The following is a 14888-nucleotide window of genomic DNA, read 5'->3' as shown; positions in this document are numbered from 1 at the left end:
TGCTCAGTGATAGCGCAAGCGATGGAACAACGCGTCGTGGGCAATCCGGCGTTGATAGTCGCAGGGCGTGGTGCTGACGAACTTTTTAAATTCACGCAGGAAGTGGGACTGGTCGCTGAACCCGAGGTTAAACGCCAGATCGCTAAAGGAAATATTACCCTGCGCATGGATGCTGGTTAGCGCCGACTGGCAGCGCAGAATGCGGCTGAAGGCTTTGGGCGACAAACCGGTATCCTGGCGGAACTGCCGCTGAATGGTGCGGCAGGTATAACCGGTCAGGGCTTCCAGTTGATCGACGCGAATATTGCCCTTTTGCTGGCGCATCGCGTGGATGATAAAGGCAGTTACCGATGAGGCTTTGCGCACCAGCCGTGGCGTGAAGTGGGCGTTAAATAACGAAATTTGCTGTGAAAAGCTGTGGCTTTGCACAATTTGTTCAAACGCCAGTCGGGCATCAGGTACCACATCAAGAAAGCTGAATTCATGGTCGGGGATCTCCTCTGCCATCAGATCAAGGAAGTCGGGGATAACGCCTGGCGCGAACCGCACGCCAAAATAATGATGGTTGTGCAGCATGTCGGCGCCGCGTGCTTCCAGCGTGGTGCCGCACACGCGCCCTTTCGGGTTGAGCGGATCGCAATCAAACACGATATCGACGCAGCCATCGGGAATCGCCAGCGTCATGCCTGCCGATTGCGCGACATCGAAGCTGTAAAAGTGTGAAATCGCCGGGTTTTCTGAGGCGATCACGGAGTAATGTTGCGCGGCATTCAGCACGAAAAACGGCTGTTCCGGGTGAAAGCTGCCGCCATGACGATAAAGGGAATTCTCAGACATCGCGCGCTCCGCTACAGGCTGAACAGGGATAGCGGGATCATGCAAGCGCTGTGCCACGCGGATGTCGCAAATATTCAATACAGCCCGAATCCAGTCACGTATTCCTAAAGGCATCCACCTGCACGCCAGACGTACTGCGCTGGCGGGAATACGAACGAAGACTGAAAAGGGGTTAGCCATGACAGATTCAACCCGGATTGATTTTATCTACCTGTCGGAGCAGGACATGATCCGCGCAGGCGTCACCGACATGCCTGCCTGTGTCGATACCATGGAGGAAATGTTTGGCCTGCTGTATCAAGGCGACTACCGCATGGCCGGGGCCAATAACGATTCGCACGGCGCGATGGTGACCTTCCCGGAAAACTCGCCCTTTCCCACGATGCCGAAGCCCACGGCTGACCGACGTTTAATGGCGATGCCCGCCTATCTCGGCGGCAGCTTCTGTACCGCCGGGGTGAAATGGTATGGCTCGAATATCGCCAACCGCGAAAAAGGACTGCCGCGCTCGATTCTGATGTTCACCCTTAACGATGCGGATACCGGCGCACCGCTGGCGCATATGTCAGCGAACCTGTTGTCGGCATATCGTACCGGCGCAGTACCTGGCGTGGGCGCGCGCCATCTGGCACGCAAGGATTCCCGCGTAATTGGCCTGCTGGGACCCGGCGTGATGGGTAAAACCGCCGTCGCCGCGTTTATCGCGGTGTGCCCGCTGATCGACACCATCAAAGTGAAGGGGCGTGGGCAGCGTAGCCTCGATAACTTCCTCACCTGGGTGCAGGAGACGTATCCGCAAATCAAACATATCGAAATCGTCGATACCCTCGAAGCGGTGGTGCGTGACTCCGACATCGTGACCTATTGCAGTTCCGGCGAGGTGGGCGACCCGGACAGCTATCCACTGGTCAAACGCGAGTGGGTAAAGCCAGGGGCGTTTCTTGCCATGCCTGCGCTGTGCAACATCGACGTCGGGATGGAGCAACCCGACGTGCGCAAAGTGCTGGATAACACCGGCCTGTATCAGGCGTGGTTCGAGGAGGTGCCGAAACCCGCCCATAAAACCATCCCGGTTATCGGCGCGCGTTTTATGGACATGATCGCCGAAGGCAAGCTGGCAGCGGAGCAACTGGAAGATATTGGCAAAATCGTTGCCGGTGATGCACCTGGCCGCCAAAACAATGAAGAGATCATCATCATGTCCGTCGGTGGTATGCCGGTGGAAGATGTTGCCTGGGGCACGGTGGTGTATCGCAACGCGATCGCAAAAGGCATCGGCGTGAAATTAAACCTGTGGGAAACCCCGGTACTCAGCTAACCAAGGAAACCAGCATGACGCAGATTATTAAAGTAAAAACCGGTTCAAAATTTGAAGAGATGGGCAGTTATTCACGCATTGTCGCGGTGGATAACTGGATTTATGTCTCCAATACCGCAGGCCGCAACCCGGTCAGCAAGGAGATTCCGGCCGATGTCACGGAGCAAACCTTGCAGGTGTTTGCCAATATCGAAGCGGCGCTGGCGGCGATTGATGCCTCGCTCAAGGATGTGGTGTTCTCGCGGGTGTTTATTCAGGAACCGGACGATGTGCCGACGGTAATGGCCATCATCGGCGAGAAGTTTCGTGGCATCAACCCGGCCACCACCGTGACTTGCCCGCCGCTGGGTTCCACGGTTTACAAGGTGGAGCTGGAGGTTACGGCATACCGTGGGGCCGGTCAGGCCGCAATACAGGAAATCACCGTGGCGCTGTAAGGCATCACAGGAGGCGCGTTATGTCACCGCAAATTACCCCCGTTACCACCTCTGCCGCTTTCCCCTCCGCCACCACGGTGGTGATTATTGGCGGCGGCATTGTCGGTTTAACCGCCGCGCTAACGCTGGCGGAGCGCAGCATCCCGGTGGTGGTGCTGGAAAAAGGCCGCATCGCGGGCGAGCAGTCATCGCGCAATCTGGGCTGGATTCGTAAAACCAGCCGTGCTGCCGATGATATTCCACTGGCGCAGGCTGCCGATCGTCTGTGGGCGGGCATGGCGGCGCGTGTTGGCAGCGATGTGGGATATCGTCAGGCGGGCATTATGTTTATCGCCCGCAACGAAGCCCAGATGGCGCTGCATGAAAGCTGGTTTAAGGCGGTAGCGCCGCTGGCGCTGGATACGCAATTGCTGAGCAAAGCGGAGATTGCACAACGGGTGCCGGGAGGGCAGGGGCATTGGGCGGGGGGGATTTTCACCGCCTCCGATGGTCGGGCAGAACCGACGCTCGCTGCCAGCGCGATTGCGAAAGCGGCTATCGCGCGCGGGGCGATCATTGTTGAGCAGTGCGCGGTGCGCACGCTGGAAACCAGCGACGGCAAGGTTAGCGGGGTGATTACCGAACGTGGCGAAATTCGCTGTGACCAGGTGCTGCTGGCGGCGGGAGCCTGGTCGCGGCGTTTCCTTGGCAACCAGGGGATTGCGCTGCCGACACTGCCATTGATCTGTTCGGTGATGCGCACTAAACCGATGGAGGGGCCAACCCATATCGCCGTGGGTGCGCCGGATTTCTCGTTCCGCAAACACCAGGATGGTGGATTTGTTATTACTCAGCGTGGCGCGTTGGATGCGCCGCTGACCCTCGACCATCTGCTGCTGGGGACGCGCTATTTACCCCAATTGCGTCATGCGCGGGACAATCTGCGTATCTCGCTTGGCCGCTATTTTGTTAAAGACCTGGCGCTGGCTCGACGCTGGCGTGGCGATCGACGTTCGCCGTTCGAACGTGTTCGTACGCTCGATCCGGCGGCTAACCCGGCGCTCAATCAGGAGGCGATGCGTAACCTGTGTGCGGCCTGGCCGGTGTTTGAGCAAGCCGAGCTGGCGCAGGCCTGGGCTGGGGTGATTGATGTGACGCCCGATTCGAACCCGGTCATCGGCCCGGTTGCCAGCTTGCCGGGTCTGACGCTGGCGACCGGTTTTTCCGGTCACGGTTTCGGTACGTCACCGGCAGCCGGGCAACTGGCGGCCGATCTGGTCTCCGGTCATACGCCGCTGATCGACCCCACGCCGTATCGGTTTGAGCGATTTTGAGGAAAAAGGCGCGATAAATCGCGCCGCTACGTAATCCACACCTATTTATCGCGCGATGTTGTTACTTCATATAACTGCGCACCACCGCAATAATCTGTTCCATATCGGCGTTGCGCTCTTGCTCGCTGGCGTGTGGGTTCATCAGGTGCTCGCGAATATGTCCTTCCAGCAACTCACTCATTAATCCGTTAATCGCCCCTCGCACCGCTGCGACCTGCTGCAACACCTTCAGACACTCTTCCCCGCCCACCAGCGCTTTTTCCAGTGATTCGGTCTGGCCTTTGATGCGGCGTACGCGCGCCAGCAATTTCTTTTGGTCTTTCAGGGTATGAGACATGGCGTGACATCCGTTGATCAATACTATAGTGGGGTATAGTATATTCGCAGTGTCAGACAATTGCATCTGCCGCACCGTGACAATGAGAGAAAATATGACTGATTTTGCCGTCCTGATCAGCCAGGGCACCTCCAGCGCCTGGCTGTTTATCCCCAGTGCAATTTTGCTGGGGGCATTACACGGCCTGGAGCCGGGACATTCAAAAACCATGATGGCGGCGTTTATCGTGGCGATTCGCGGCACGGTTAAACAGGCAGTGATGCTGGGGCTGGCGGCAACCCTGTCGCATACCTTGATTGTCTGGCTGGTCGCGTTAGGGGGGATGTATGTCAGCCGCAAGCTGACGGCCGATACTGCCGAACCTTGGTTCCAACTGATCTCCGCCATTATCATTCTGGCAACCGCGCTTTGGATGATTTGGCGTACCTGGCAAAGCGAGCAGCAGCGCAAGCAACATCAGCACGAGCAGCGGGCAGATGCGCAGGTGCTCGACACCGGGCACGGCCATATTGAACTGGCGCTGCATCAGGGCCACTGGCAACTGCGTACTCTGGATGGCGCGGCATGGCAGGCCAGCCAGGTTAGCCTCGCGACCCGGCGCGGAATGGGGTTCTCGCAAATCTTTACCTTCGCCGCACAGGACGGTGTCCTGCAATCGACACTGGCGGTGCCACAACCGCATACCTTCAATGCGCGTCTGTCACTCGGTCATGCTGGTCATTCCCATGATTACGATGTGGCATGGCAGCAGGGGGAGGTCCAGCGCGCACCTGGCGAGCATGATGGCAGTTTTCAGGATGCGCATGAGCGTGCCCATGCCAGCGATATCAAAAAGCGTTTTGCCAGCCGTGAAGTGACCAACGGGCAGATTATCCTGTTTGGTTTAACCGGCGGCCTGATCCCCTGTCCGGCGGCCATCACGGTACTGTTGTTGTGCATTCAGGTGAAAGCCTTCAGCCTTGGCGCTGCGCTGGTGCTGTGTTTCAGCATTGGCCTGGCACTGACGCTGGTAGGGGTGGGGGCCGCTGCCGCGTTAAGCGTACAAAAAGCCACCCAGCGCTGGCAGGGGTTGGATACGCTGGCACGCCGTGCGCCCTGGTTCTCCGGCACCCTGATCGCGCTGGTGGCACTTTATATGGGTTATCACGGGTTAAGTGGCATCCTGCACTAAACCGCAACGCCGCGAATCTGTTAACATCGCGGCGTTTTTTTCCATTTGGTTATTTTCCCCATGTTAAAACTGAAATTTATCCTGCCGTTGCTGATCATTATCAGCGCTTTGGTCTGGTGGTTTACGCCGCATTACAGTGACGAGGACAAGGCGTATTACATCGCCATGTTTTGTACCTTAACCCATGATGGGCGCAGTAATTCGGTGCAGGATATGCAGCAGATTATTGAAGGCAGTAATTCAGACTATGCGCTGCAAAAAATTCACTTCCAGCGCGGTCTCGGTGAGCATCTGCAAATGGTGTGGCAAGGCTTGTCGCCTGAACTGCAACAGCAAGCCCATCAGGACCGTACCCAATGCCGCCGTTTGATGTCGGAAAAATTATTACCGGGTCAGGAATTACAGGGCTAAATGGTTTGGCGCGATAAATCGTTTAGCTACGAATAATAAGTGCTCAAAAAGATCAATGTCGGGTGGCGATTAATTGGACAATAGCCATAGAAAATTACCACGACAATTGAAGAGGACGAGCTGATGAAAAAATATATTCTGTCTGCGTTGCTGCTTGGTGCGAGCGTACCGGTTATGGCCGCCAATAATATTTCTGCGCAGGAAGCGGAACACTTTAAACTTGAGTCGCTGGGAAATATTAGCGTATCCGATACTGGCGGTGCCATCAGCTCGCCGATGGATCTGCATCAACGTTTGTCAGAGATGGCTGATGAGAAAGGCGGAAAATATTATGTGGTCGAGGCTGCACGCCAACACGGAAATAATTTCGACGCGGTAGCCCAGGTCTACAAATAATGCGAAAAGCCCCGGAAGGGGCTTTTTTTTGCCTGAAAGACACGATAAAAAAAAGCGCGATTATCGCGCTTTGTCTCATTGCATTACACAGTCAATACGGCGCACCGGAAACTGACCCGACCGCATCGGTGGTGGCAGAATCTCTGGCATCACTTTGCTGTTGGCGACAGATTCCAGGCGACACAAGACGCAAGGATCTTCACATTCTGTCAGTTGCTGTTGCCGTTCGCCGCTTAATTGTTTTTTACGACATGCAAGCGGGGTACAACCCATCATTTGTTTAAATGAACGGGTAAAAGATTGCTGGCTTTCAAAATGGTATTTTACGGCCAGGCTGATAATCGTTGCTTCGCTGTTTTTCAGCTCGACAACGCTGGCGGCCAGTTTCTTTTTGCGAATAAAACGTGCCAGAGTTTCATTATGACAACGGGCGAAAAGTTTCTGCAAATACCATTTTGAATAACCAGATTTTTGCGCAATATCATCAATGCTTAAGCGTTGATCTAAGTTTTCAACAATCCATTCAGTTACGGCGAGAATGACACCTTCATTGTATTTTCTCTCTTGCATATAGCACCTCCAGGTCAGTGCGCACAGTGTAATTTAACTTATCTTTCCGTGTGCCTTGTTACGTAAAGTTTTATCAGGAAGTTGAGGTTTATTTTTCTGCTATCAGACTATTCTCGCAACTCGTGAGATTTGACCGTTATATGTTGTTTATTTGTTGAGGGAATATCCTGATTTAACCCTAATTAGTTAACGTAAATCCCATAACCTGATTTTTTGCGCCACATCGGTTGCCATACATCAGGGAAATTTACTGATGGCACGGCCCATCAATACAGCGATACGCGTAACATGCCACACTCGATCTTTTGATCTGACAGGAGATGTCCTGATGGCGTTACGTTTTCCCGTGAAGTTATTGATCTCTTCGCTGATGCTGATGAGCAGCGCATCAGCGCTTGCCGCCAACGTCTATGGAGAACAACTGGAAGGATTCCAGTACCCTTATCCGTTGCAGCACTTTAACTTCGCCTCCCAGCAGCAGACGCTCAGCATGGGGTATATGGATGTGCAGCCCGCGCAGCATGCCAATGGGCAGACGGTGGTGCTGATGCATGGCAAAAACTTCTGCGGTGCCACCTGGGAAGACACCATCAAGGCACTGAGCCAGCAGGGCTATCGCGTGGTGGCACCGGACCAGATTGGTTTCTGTAGTTCCAGCAAACCCGCGAATTATCAATACACCTTCCAGCAACTGGCGCAGAACACCCATCAGTTATTGCAGCAACTGGGTGTCGATAAGGCGGTGATTGTCGGCCACTCGACCGGCGGCATGCTGGCTACGCGCTATGCGCTGATGTATCCACAGCAGACGCAAAAACTGGTGCTGGTGAACCCGATTGGTCTGGAAGACTGGAAAGCCAAAGGCGCGCCCTGGCGTTCGGTGGATCAGTGGTATCAACGCGAGCTGAAGCTCAACGCCGCCGGTATCAAAAAGTATGAGCAGCAAACCTATTACGTCGGCCAGTGGAAGCCGGAATATGACAAATGGGTGGATATGTTGGCCGGGTTAAACAGCGGTCCGGGGCATAAAAAGGTCGCCTGGAACTCAGCGCTGATCTACGACATGATTTTTACCCAGCCGGTGTACTACGAATTTAAAGATCTGAAAGTGCCGACCACCCTGATGATCGGCACCTCCGACACCACCGCCATCGGTAGCGATATCGCACCGCCAGCGGTGAAAGCGCAGTTGGGGCATTACAATGTGCTGGGTAAACAGGTGGCAAAACTGATCCCTGGCGCGCGCCTGATTGAATTCCCAGGCATGGGGCATGCGCCGCAGATGGAAGAACCGCAGAAGTTTAATCAGACGTTGATTGATGACCTGGCGCGGTAAGGTCAACACCGTGCGATGAATCGCGCCGCTACCGATTTCACCTATTCCGTAGCGGCGCGATTTATCGCGCAAGTTGTTTGCGGTTTATCGCGTCTGTTTACGCAGTTTTTTCGCGGCATACATCCGTTCGTCGCTGCTTTCCAGCAGTTGCTCCAGTGACAACGGGTGGTGTGGATCAAACTCGACGATGCCGGACGAAAAATGTAGTTGATAGCGCCGGTTCAGATCGCGCGTCTGTTTTTGCAGCAACCGATCAAAGCGCTCCAGTACTCCCTCGGCATCTGCTTGTTGCAGGCCGTTAAACAGCACCACAAATTCATCACCGCCCAGACGCGCGAACAGATCCGCATGACGGAAACTCACCTTCATTGCATCGGCAAAATCCATCAACGCCCGATCGCCTTCACGATGGCCGAGGGTGTCATTGATCTCTTTAAAGCGGTCGAGGTCGAGAAACGTCAGGCTGGCGGGCAACTGCTTCAACTGACATTCGTTCAACGCCAGTTGCCCCAGCGTCATAAAGCCACGGCGATTGGTGATTTGTGTCAGCTCGTCGGAGGTGGCGGTCTGGAAAGCCACCAGCTCAGCTTCCGCCATCGCCGCCAGATCGCGCAGCGTGTGGCAATCCTCGGCATCAAACGCACGGGCATGGTGGTCGACAATGCACAGGGTGCCGACTTTGGCACCGGCAGGGGTACGCAGCGGGCAACCCGCATAGAAGCGTACTGGGTTCTCGCCAGTGACTAAGGGATTATCGTGGAAACGTTCGTCTTCCAGCGCATTCTCCACCACCATCACATCATCCTGTAAGATGGCATGGCCGCAAAAGGAGGTATTGCGCGGCGCGGTTTCACCGGATTGTCCCGCGATAGATTTGAACCATTGATGGTCCTCCTCCAGCAGACTTACCAGCGCAATCGGCACGCCAAACAGACGACGGGCGAGGCGGGTCAGACGGTCAAAACGCTCTTCTGCCGGGGTATGCAGAATGTTGAGCGCACGTAACTGAGCCAGACGATATGACTCGTCTGCGGGCAGTGCAGGTGCTTTCATCGCGTTACTCTTCTTATAGGATGCAGGTGCTACAGAACTGGTGTTGTGCCACAACAAAAGATGGCCGTAATAACTTATCAGCCGCCAAACAACGGCTGATAAGCGTAACGGTGATCAGAGCATTTTTTGCTCGGCGAGATCAAGGGCAAAATAGCTGAAAATCAAATCAGCACCGGCGCGCTTAATGGCACCAAGGCTTTCCAGTACCACATTGCGTTCATCAATGGCACCGGCTTGCGCGGCGAATTTGATCATCGCGTACTCACCGCTTACCTGATAGGCAGCCAGCGGCAGCGTGGTACGCTCGCGGATATCACGCAGGATATCAAGGTAGGCTCCAGCCGGTTTCACCATCAGCGAATCGGCACCTTCCGCTTCATCAATCAGCGATTCGCGAATCGCTTCACGGCGGTTCATCGGATTCATCTGATAAGTTTTGCGATCGCCTTTCAGCGCCGTACCCGCCGCTTCACGGAACGGACCGTAGAACGAAGACGCGAATTTGGTGGAGTAAGACATGATGGCGGTATCGGTAAATCCGGCGGCGTCGAGCGCCTGACGAATCGCTTTAACCTGACCATCCATTGCCGCTGACGGCGCAATAAAATCAGCACCGGCCTGCGCGGCAACCACTGCCTGCTTGCCGAGGTTAATCAGGGTGGCGTCGTTATCGACACCGTGGTCGCACAGCACGCCGCAGTGGCCGTGGCTGGTGTATTCGCAGAAACAGGTGTCAGACATGACGATCATCTCTGGCACGGTGTCTTTGCAGATGCGCGACATACGCGCCACCAGGCCGTTTTCGTTCCATGCATCGCTGCCGGTGGCATCGGTGTGGTGCGAAATACCAAAGGTCATCACCGAACGGATACCCGCTTTGGCAATACGCTCGATTTCATACGCCAGACGTTTTTCGGGAATACGCATCACGCCTGGCATGGCGGTAATGGGTTTGTAATCATCCACCCCTTCTTCAACGAAGATGGGCAGCGCCAAATCGCTGAGGCTCAGGCTGGTTTCCTGGAACATTTCACGCATCGCGGCGCTTTTACGCAGCCTTCTTGGACGCTGGATAAGAGAAAAATCAGACATGCTCATTCTTACTTACAGGTGAAAAAAGTAGCGCCAGTCTACTCCTTTTCACGGCGGTGGATGAAGGTTTGTGTGCTGCGCAGCAAATGAAAACTCCCGCCGAAGCGGGAGTGGAGGGAGAATTACTCGTTGATATCCGGGTGCTGCTGCACCAGGTTTTTACGCTTCGCTTCCAGTTTCGCGATCTCGGCATCGATATCTTCGATTTTCTGCTCGATGTTGTCGTGATGTTCCTGGAGGATTTCACGCGCTTCTTCAATGTCAGATGCCGCAGGCGTTGCGCCAATCAACGGTTTATTCGCCGTCTCTTTCATATACAGGCCGGTGACCAAACCAATCACCGCAATCACCATCAAATAATAAGCCGGCATGTAGAGATTGTTGGTGGACTCCACCAGCCAGGCGGCGGCGGTCGGCGTCAGACCGGCAATCAGCACCGAGATGTTGAAGGCACTGGCGAGTGCGCTGTAGCGGATATGGGTCGGGAACATCGCGGGCAGCGAGGAGGCCATCACACCGGTAAAGGCGTTCAGGATCACCGCCAGCAGCAGCAGACCGGCAAAAATCAGCCCAATCACGCCGCTGTTAATCAGCATAAACGCCGGAATGGAGCAGATGAACAGCGCGATGCTACCAATAATGACAAACGGGCGGCGGCCAAAACGGTCACTCAGCATCCCCATCACCGGCTGGACAAACAGCATCCCGATCATAATGGCGATGATAATCAGCACACCGTGATCTTCCGAGTAGTGCAGGTTATGCGACAGGTAGCTCGGCATATAGGTCAGCAGCATGTAATAGGTCACGTTGGTGGCAATCACCAGACCTACGCAAGCCAGCAGGCTTTTCCAGTGTTTGCTGGCGATCTCTTTAAACGAGACTTTCGGGCCGTCACGTAAACCTTCACGATCGCCCTGTTCCAGCTTGTCCACATGCTGCTGGAAGGCCGGAGTCTCTTCCAACGCATGGCGCAGATACAGCCCGATGATGCCTAACGGCAGCGCAAGGAAGAACGGCAGACGCCAGCCCCACTCCAGAAAGCGGTCTTCGCCGATAATGGTGGAGATCAGTACGACCAGACCGGCACCCAGCACGAAACCGGCAATGGAACCGAAATCCAGCCAGCTTCCCATAAAGCCACGCTTACGGTCCGGCGAGTATTCGGCGACGAAGATCGACGCGCCGGTATATTCACCGCCCACCGAGAAGCCCTGCGCCATTTTGGCGAGCAGCAGTAACACCGGCGCCCAGATGCCAATAGACGCATACGAAGGTATCAGGCCGATACAGAAGGTACTGATCGACATAATGACTATGGTTATCGAGAGAATTTTCTGACGACCGTATTTATCCCCCAGCATGCCGAAGAACAGGCCACCCAGCGGACGGATCAGAAAGGGGACGGAGAAGGTCGCCAGCGCGGCGATCATCTGAATACCGGGCGTCGCGTCCGGGAAAAACACCTTACCCAGCGCATACGCCACGAAGCCATACACACCAAAATCGAACCATTCCATCGCGTTACCCAGAGATGCCGCGGTGATGGCCTTACGTAAACGGCTATCGTCGATGATGGTGACATCATCCAGCCCGATCGGTTTTACACGTTTCCTACGAATTTTCATGAGGTTACCCTGTCCTGGAATCAGAAAGTCCTCAACGGCGCGGACCGGGTTACAGCAGTCAGTCCGCGGCGTTGAGAAAATTAAAGCATAGCCGTAAAAAGTGCGTTTCTCCGGCTTGCTACAGCAATAATTACGCTGGCAATTATTGCATCCCGCGACAGAGTATACCGTTTTTGTGTGATATTTGTCATGTTTCAGCCAAAAACCAGCGAGTTTGTGGCTGAAACTATGGCTATGAATGGGCGTAAAACGCAGGTTTACAGCAGGGACCGCAGCGGTGCGCCTTTTACCCAACCATTGATATTTTCTACGGCTTCGGTGAAGTAGGTGCGGTAGTTATTATCGGCCACGTAACCCAGGTGTGGCGTGGCGAGGACGTTCGTTAACTGGCGCAACGGATGGTCGGCTGGCAGCGGTTCCTGATCAAACACATCCAGCCCGGCACCCGCCAGTTGCCCGCTTTGCAAGGCGGCGATCATTGCCGGCTGATCGACCAGGGCAGCACGCGAAGTATTGATCAGCAGCGCGCCCGCTTTCATCTGCGCCAGCGCGTCGGCATCCAGCAGATGGCGGGTGCGATCGCTCAGTACCAGATGAAGTGAGACGACATCACTCGCCTGCAACAAGGCGGGCAGCGTGCTCATCTTTTCTGCCCCACAGGCAGCCGCGCGCTCTGCGGTCAGATTCTGGCTCCAGGCGCATACTCGCATACCAAATGCCTGTGCCACCTTCGCCATCTCGCCGCCAATTTTCCCCAGCCCAATCAATCCCAGGGTTTTGCCCTGCAACCCGATGCCCAGCGTCTGCTGCCACGGCCCATTGCTGCGTAGCGCCTGATTCTCGCTGACGAGATGACGCGCCAGCCCCAGCACGAGTCCCCAGGTCAGCTCCAGCGGCGGTGCGCTGCTGCTGCCAGTACCGCATACCGCGATATAACGTTCGCGGCAGGCATCGAGATCGATAGAGGCGTTCCGCATGCCGGACGTGACCACCAGCTTCAGTTTAGGCAGGCGGCCAATCAGCTCAGCGCTGAGCGGAGTACGTTCACGCATCACCACCAGAATATCTGCGTGCTCAATTTGGCTGACCAGCGTGTCGGGATCGTCGATGTGGGTGGTGAGGGCGGTGGTGTGGACCAGGGGTTCCAGCGTCGCCCAGTCGGCAAGCGTCAGGGCGACATTCTGGTAATCATCAAGAATGATGCAGTTCAGACTCATGGGATTCCTCAGCAAGTAGCGGCTGCTGCCCCTGCTCATTGAGCCATGCGCGCAGCCGGTCATTATCCATTGGCCAGGCGTAATAATAGCCCTGAATAAATACCACACCACGCTGTTGCAGGTACTGGAATTGTAACGAGGTTTCAACGCCTTCGCCGAGCACCTCAAGCTGCAACTTGTGCGCCAGATTGATAATCGCGTCCAGTACCGGGGTTTCGCCATCCAGCCGTTCAATCGCGTTGATAAAGCCGCGATCAATTTTCAGATAATCGAGTGGAAAAGTTTGCAGATAACTGAGCGAGCAGTGACCAGTACCGAAATCGTCGATTGCCACCTTCATCCCTTGCAACTGTAGCAATCGCAACTTACGCGCCACATCCTCACCGTCGTGAATCAAACTGCGCTCGGTCAGCTCCAGGGTTATCTGCAATTTTTTGTTCTGCACGCGTCTGGCGAACAGCTGGATATCTGCGACAAACTCCGGGTGTTGCAAATGTTCTGCCGCCAGGTTCAACCCGATATGGAACCCCGGTTCCACTTGCCAGCTCTGAATGTCTTCCGCCATCAGCTCCAGCAAATGACGCGTCAGCGGCACAATCATGCCTTCCTCTTCTGCTGCGCTGATAAAAATGTCAGGCCGGATGGTATCGCCGTTTGGCAAATGCCAGCGTAGCAACGCTTCGACACCGTTGCAGTGCTGCGCGGCCATGCTGTAGACCGGCTGATAATGGACCGAAAACTGGCGGTTGCGCATCGCGCGACGAATTTCATCCCGCCAGGAGATACGACGACGCAACCAGTTGGCGGTGAGAATCATCAGCAAAATGGAAAAAATCGCCGCCATCGGCAGGAAAATAAACAACGCCTGCCGCCACGCCTTCAACAGTTCGCTGGGAGGGACCACCACTTCGACGCTGATGGGATAGCGGCTGGATTCTGCCCGCCAGGGTTCACTTTTCAGGTAGGTTTCCGGCAACTGCTCCGCCGGCCCGCTGGTGATGGGGGCACCGTCATTAAACCGCATGGTCATGCGATAGCCACGCGACTCGCCCAATGCGCGCATAAAATCCATCAAATACTGACCATCAATCACCGCCCAAAAGCCTTCACCATCAGGCAGTTGCCGCACAAAGATCACTGCCGGGCGGTTTGGCACGCCAAATGTCCCACGGATTGAGATACTCCACCAGGCTTTGCCGGTTACGGGGGGGTGACGCAGCATCATTTCGCTCAGGGAACCGGGATTCATCCCGTATGCCGAGGAGCAGGTCACGTTATCGCCTTCCAGCTTGCCGATGGAGCGAAAATAGGCGTTCAGGTTACCTTCACGTTGCAGCTTGTCTTCAATCGCCGAACAGGGTTGATAGTGGAACTGGCGCAACTCGGTGATCATGTCCCAGGCGCTGTCGCTCATTCTTTCTGCCTGAGCCAGTAGGGAGTTAGCAGTGGTGATTTGCTGCTGATGCACGGTGTGGCGTGCTTCAATGGCCGTGCAGAGGATGCCAAGCACCAGCGGCAGCAGCCCGGCACAAACAATCAACAGCCAACCAAAATCGCGGTTTCGTCTCTGCGGTGGCACCAGGCATCCCTCGTCAGGTTTAAGCAGCGGGAAGGGCGATAAGCTGCGGCTTCAGCAGCATAGCACTTCCCGGGGCCGTGCATGTTAGCGTTTTGATTTTCAACCAAACTGACCCAGGTCAATTATCGACTCCGCTTTGCGTTTATTGACATTGTTTTGCCGTTATTGGCATTTCCCAGGGTGAAAAGCGCTG

The 14888-nt window shown here is 55.2% G+C and carries 15 protein-coding genes; 7 read left to right on the top strand and 8 right to left on the bottom strand.

Going from position 1 to position 14888, the window contains the following annotated elements:
• Positions 1-3: 3 nt before the first annotated feature.
• Entirely contained in the window at positions 4-837 is an 834-nt protein-coding gene (locus CTZ24_RS19020; protein WP_208724345.1) for a helix-turn-helix domain-containing protein, read from the bottom strand.
• Between the two features lie 178 nt (positions 838-1015).
• Here CTZ24_RS19020 and CTZ24_RS19015 point away from each other — a divergent pair, with 178 nt between their 5' ends.
• Genes CTZ24_RS19015 through CTZ24_RS19005 form a run of 3 tightly spaced genes read left to right on the top strand, consistent with a single transcriptional unit; the run spans position 1016 to position 3905 of the window.
• Entirely contained in the window at positions 1016-2155 is a 1140-nt protein-coding gene (locus CTZ24_RS19015; RefSeq protein ID WP_208724344.1) for an ornithine cyclodeaminase family protein, read from the top strand.
• A gap of 14 nt (positions 2156-2169) precedes the next feature.
• Entirely contained in the window at positions 2170-2592 is a 423-nt protein-coding gene (locus CTZ24_RS19010) for a RidA family protein (protein WP_208724343.1), read from the top strand.
• A gap of 20 nt (positions 2593-2612) precedes the next feature.
• Positions 2613-3905, top strand: a complete 1293-nt coding sequence (locus CTZ24_RS19005; RefSeq protein WP_208724342.1) for an NAD(P)/FAD-dependent oxidoreductase — start codon at positions 2613-2615, stop codon at positions 3903-3905.
• A 61-nt stretch (positions 3906-3966) separates the two neighbouring features.
• Here CTZ24_RS19005 and CTZ24_RS19000 read toward each other — a convergent pair whose 3' ends face one another.
• Positions 3967-4242: a metal/formaldehyde-sensitive transcriptional repressor gene (locus tag CTZ24_RS19000; RefSeq protein WP_208724341.1), complete on the bottom strand. Its 276-nt coding sequence runs from the start codon at positions 4240-4242 to the stop codon at positions 3967-3969.
• A gap of 94 nt (positions 4243-4336) precedes the next feature.
• Here CTZ24_RS19000 and CTZ24_RS18995 point away from each other — a divergent pair, with 94 nt between their 5' ends.
• The 3 genes from CTZ24_RS18995 (at position 4337) to CTZ24_RS18985 (ending at position 6220) form a co-directional block, all read left to right on the top strand.
• Positions 4337-5413, top strand: coding sequence for a nickel/cobalt efflux transporter (locus tag CTZ24_RS18995; protein ID WP_208724340.1), 1077 nt, complete (start codon positions 4337-4339; stop codon positions 5411-5413).
• 60 nt (positions 5414-5473) lie between these two features.
• Entirely contained in the window at positions 5474-5824 is a 351-nt protein-coding gene (locus CTZ24_RS18990) for a hypothetical protein (RefSeq protein ID WP_021184898.1), read from the top strand.
• Between the two features lie 123 nt (positions 5825-5947).
• The gene (locus CTZ24_RS18985; RefSeq protein WP_021184897.1) at positions 5948-6220 is read left to right on the top strand and encodes a YdgH/BhsA/McbA family protein; all 273 of its coding nucleotides are present in this window, start codon (positions 5948-5950) and stop codon (positions 6218-6220) included.
• A gap of 75 nt (positions 6221-6295) precedes the next feature.
• Here the strand turns inward: CTZ24_RS18985 and CTZ24_RS18980 are convergent, their stop codons facing one another.
• The gene (locus CTZ24_RS18980) at positions 6296-6790 is read right to left on the bottom strand and encodes a helix-turn-helix domain-containing protein (RefSeq protein WP_208724339.1); all 495 of its coding nucleotides are present in this window, start codon (positions 6788-6790) and stop codon (positions 6296-6298) included.
• 328 nt (positions 6791-7118) lie between these two features.
• Between CTZ24_RS18980 and CTZ24_RS18975 the strand changes: the two genes are divergently transcribed.
• Positions 7119-8126, top strand: coding sequence for an alpha/beta fold hydrolase (locus tag CTZ24_RS18975; protein ID WP_208724338.1), 1008 nt, complete (start codon positions 7119-7121; stop codon positions 8124-8126).
• An 84-nt stretch (positions 8127-8210) separates the two neighbouring features.
• On the opposite strand, the gene CTZ24_RS18970 is transcribed toward CTZ24_RS18975, so the two are convergent.
• The 5 genes from CTZ24_RS18970 to CTZ24_RS18950 all read right to left on the bottom strand — a co-directional run bounded on the left by CTZ24_RS18970 (position 8211) and on the right by CTZ24_RS18950 (position 14695).
• Positions 8211-9179: a GGDEF domain-containing protein gene (locus tag CTZ24_RS18970; protein ID WP_208724337.1), complete on the bottom strand. Its 969-nt coding sequence runs from the start codon at positions 9177-9179 to the stop codon at positions 8211-8213.
• Between the two features lie 114 nt (positions 9180-9293).
• A complete protein-coding gene (hemB, locus tag CTZ24_RS18965; protein ID WP_021184893.1) occupies positions 9294-10271 on the bottom strand; it encodes a porphobilinogen synthase in 978 nt (325 codons plus the stop codon).
• 122 nt (positions 10272-10393) lie between these two features.
• Positions 10394-11899, bottom strand: a complete 1506-nt coding sequence (gene proP / locus CTZ24_RS18960; protein WP_021184892.1) for a glycine betaine/L-proline transporter ProP — start codon at positions 11897-11899, stop codon at positions 10394-10396.
• A 257-nt stretch (positions 11900-12156) separates the two neighbouring features.
• Positions 12157-13116: a D-2-hydroxyacid dehydrogenase family protein gene (locus CTZ24_RS18955; RefSeq protein ID WP_208724336.1), complete on the bottom strand. Its 960-nt coding sequence runs from the start codon at positions 13114-13116 to the stop codon at positions 12157-12159.
• Positions 13091-14695: an EAL domain-containing protein gene (locus CTZ24_RS18950; RefSeq protein ID WP_208724335.1), complete on the bottom strand. Its 1605-nt coding sequence runs from the start codon at positions 14693-14695 to the stop codon at positions 13091-13093. The genes CTZ24_RS18955 and CTZ24_RS18950 overlap by 26 nt, the downstream gene beginning before the upstream one ends.
• Between the last annotated feature and the right edge of the window lie 193 nt (positions 14696-14888).

Source organism: Pantoea phytobeneficialis (assembly GCF_009728735.1).
In the GTDB taxonomy this organism is placed as follows: Bacteria; Pseudomonadota; Gammaproteobacteria; order Enterobacterales; family Enterobacteriaceae; genus Pantoea; species Pantoea phytobeneficialis.
The sequence above is the reverse complement of the archived record's forward strand: the minus strand, read 5'-3'. Positions and strand labels throughout refer to the sequence as shown.

Coding starts and splice junctions, on each gene's coding strand:
- CTZ24_RS18990 (WP_021184898.1), top strand. CDS start 5,474: ATGTTAAAACTGAAATTTATCCTGCCGTTGCTGATCATTATCAGCGCT.
- CTZ24_RS19015 (WP_208724344.1), top strand. CDS start 1,016: ATGACAGATTCAACCCGGATTGATTTTATCTACCTGTCGGAGCAGGAC.
- CTZ24_RS18985 (WP_021184897.1), top strand. CDS start 5,948: ATGAAAAAATATATTCTGTCTGCGTTGCTGCTTGGTGCGAGCGTACCG.
- hemB (WP_021184893.1), bottom strand. CDS start 10,271: ATGTCTGATTTTTCTCTTATCCAGCGTCCAAGAAGGCTGCGTAAAAGC.
- CTZ24_RS18980 (WP_208724339.1), bottom strand. CDS start 6,790: ATGCAAGAGAGAAAATACAATGAAGGTGTCATTCTCGCCGTAACTGAA.
- CTZ24_RS19020 (WP_208724345.1), bottom strand. CDS start 837: ATGTCTGAGAATTCCCTTTATCGTCATGGCGGCAGCTTTCACCCGGAA.
- CTZ24_RS19005 (WP_208724342.1), top strand. CDS start 2,613: ATGTCACCGCAAATTACCCCCGTTACCACCTCTGCCGCTTTCCCCTCC.
- CTZ24_RS18955 (WP_208724336.1), bottom strand. CDS start 13,116: ATGAGTCTGAACTGCATCATTCTTGATGATTACCAGAATGTCGCCCTG.
- CTZ24_RS18975 (WP_208724338.1), top strand. CDS start 7,119: ATGGCGTTACGTTTTCCCGTGAAGTTATTGATCTCTTCGCTGATGCTG.
- CTZ24_RS18970 (WP_208724337.1), bottom strand. CDS start 9,179: ATGAAAGCACCTGCACTGCCCGCAGACGAGTCATATCGTCTGGCTCAG.
- CTZ24_RS19010 (WP_208724343.1), top strand. CDS start 2,170: ATGACGCAGATTATTAAAGTAAAAACCGGTTCAAAATTTGAAGAGATG.
- CTZ24_RS18995 (WP_208724340.1), top strand. CDS start 4,337: ATGACTGATTTTGCCGTCCTGATCAGCCAGGGCACCTCCAGCGCCTGG.
- CTZ24_RS19000 (WP_208724341.1), bottom strand. CDS start 4,242: ATGTCTCATACCCTGAAAGACCAAAAGAAATTGCTGGCGCGCGTACGC.
- proP (WP_021184892.1), bottom strand. CDS start 11,899: ATGAAAATTCGTAGGAAACGTGTAAAACCGATCGGGCTGGATGATGTC.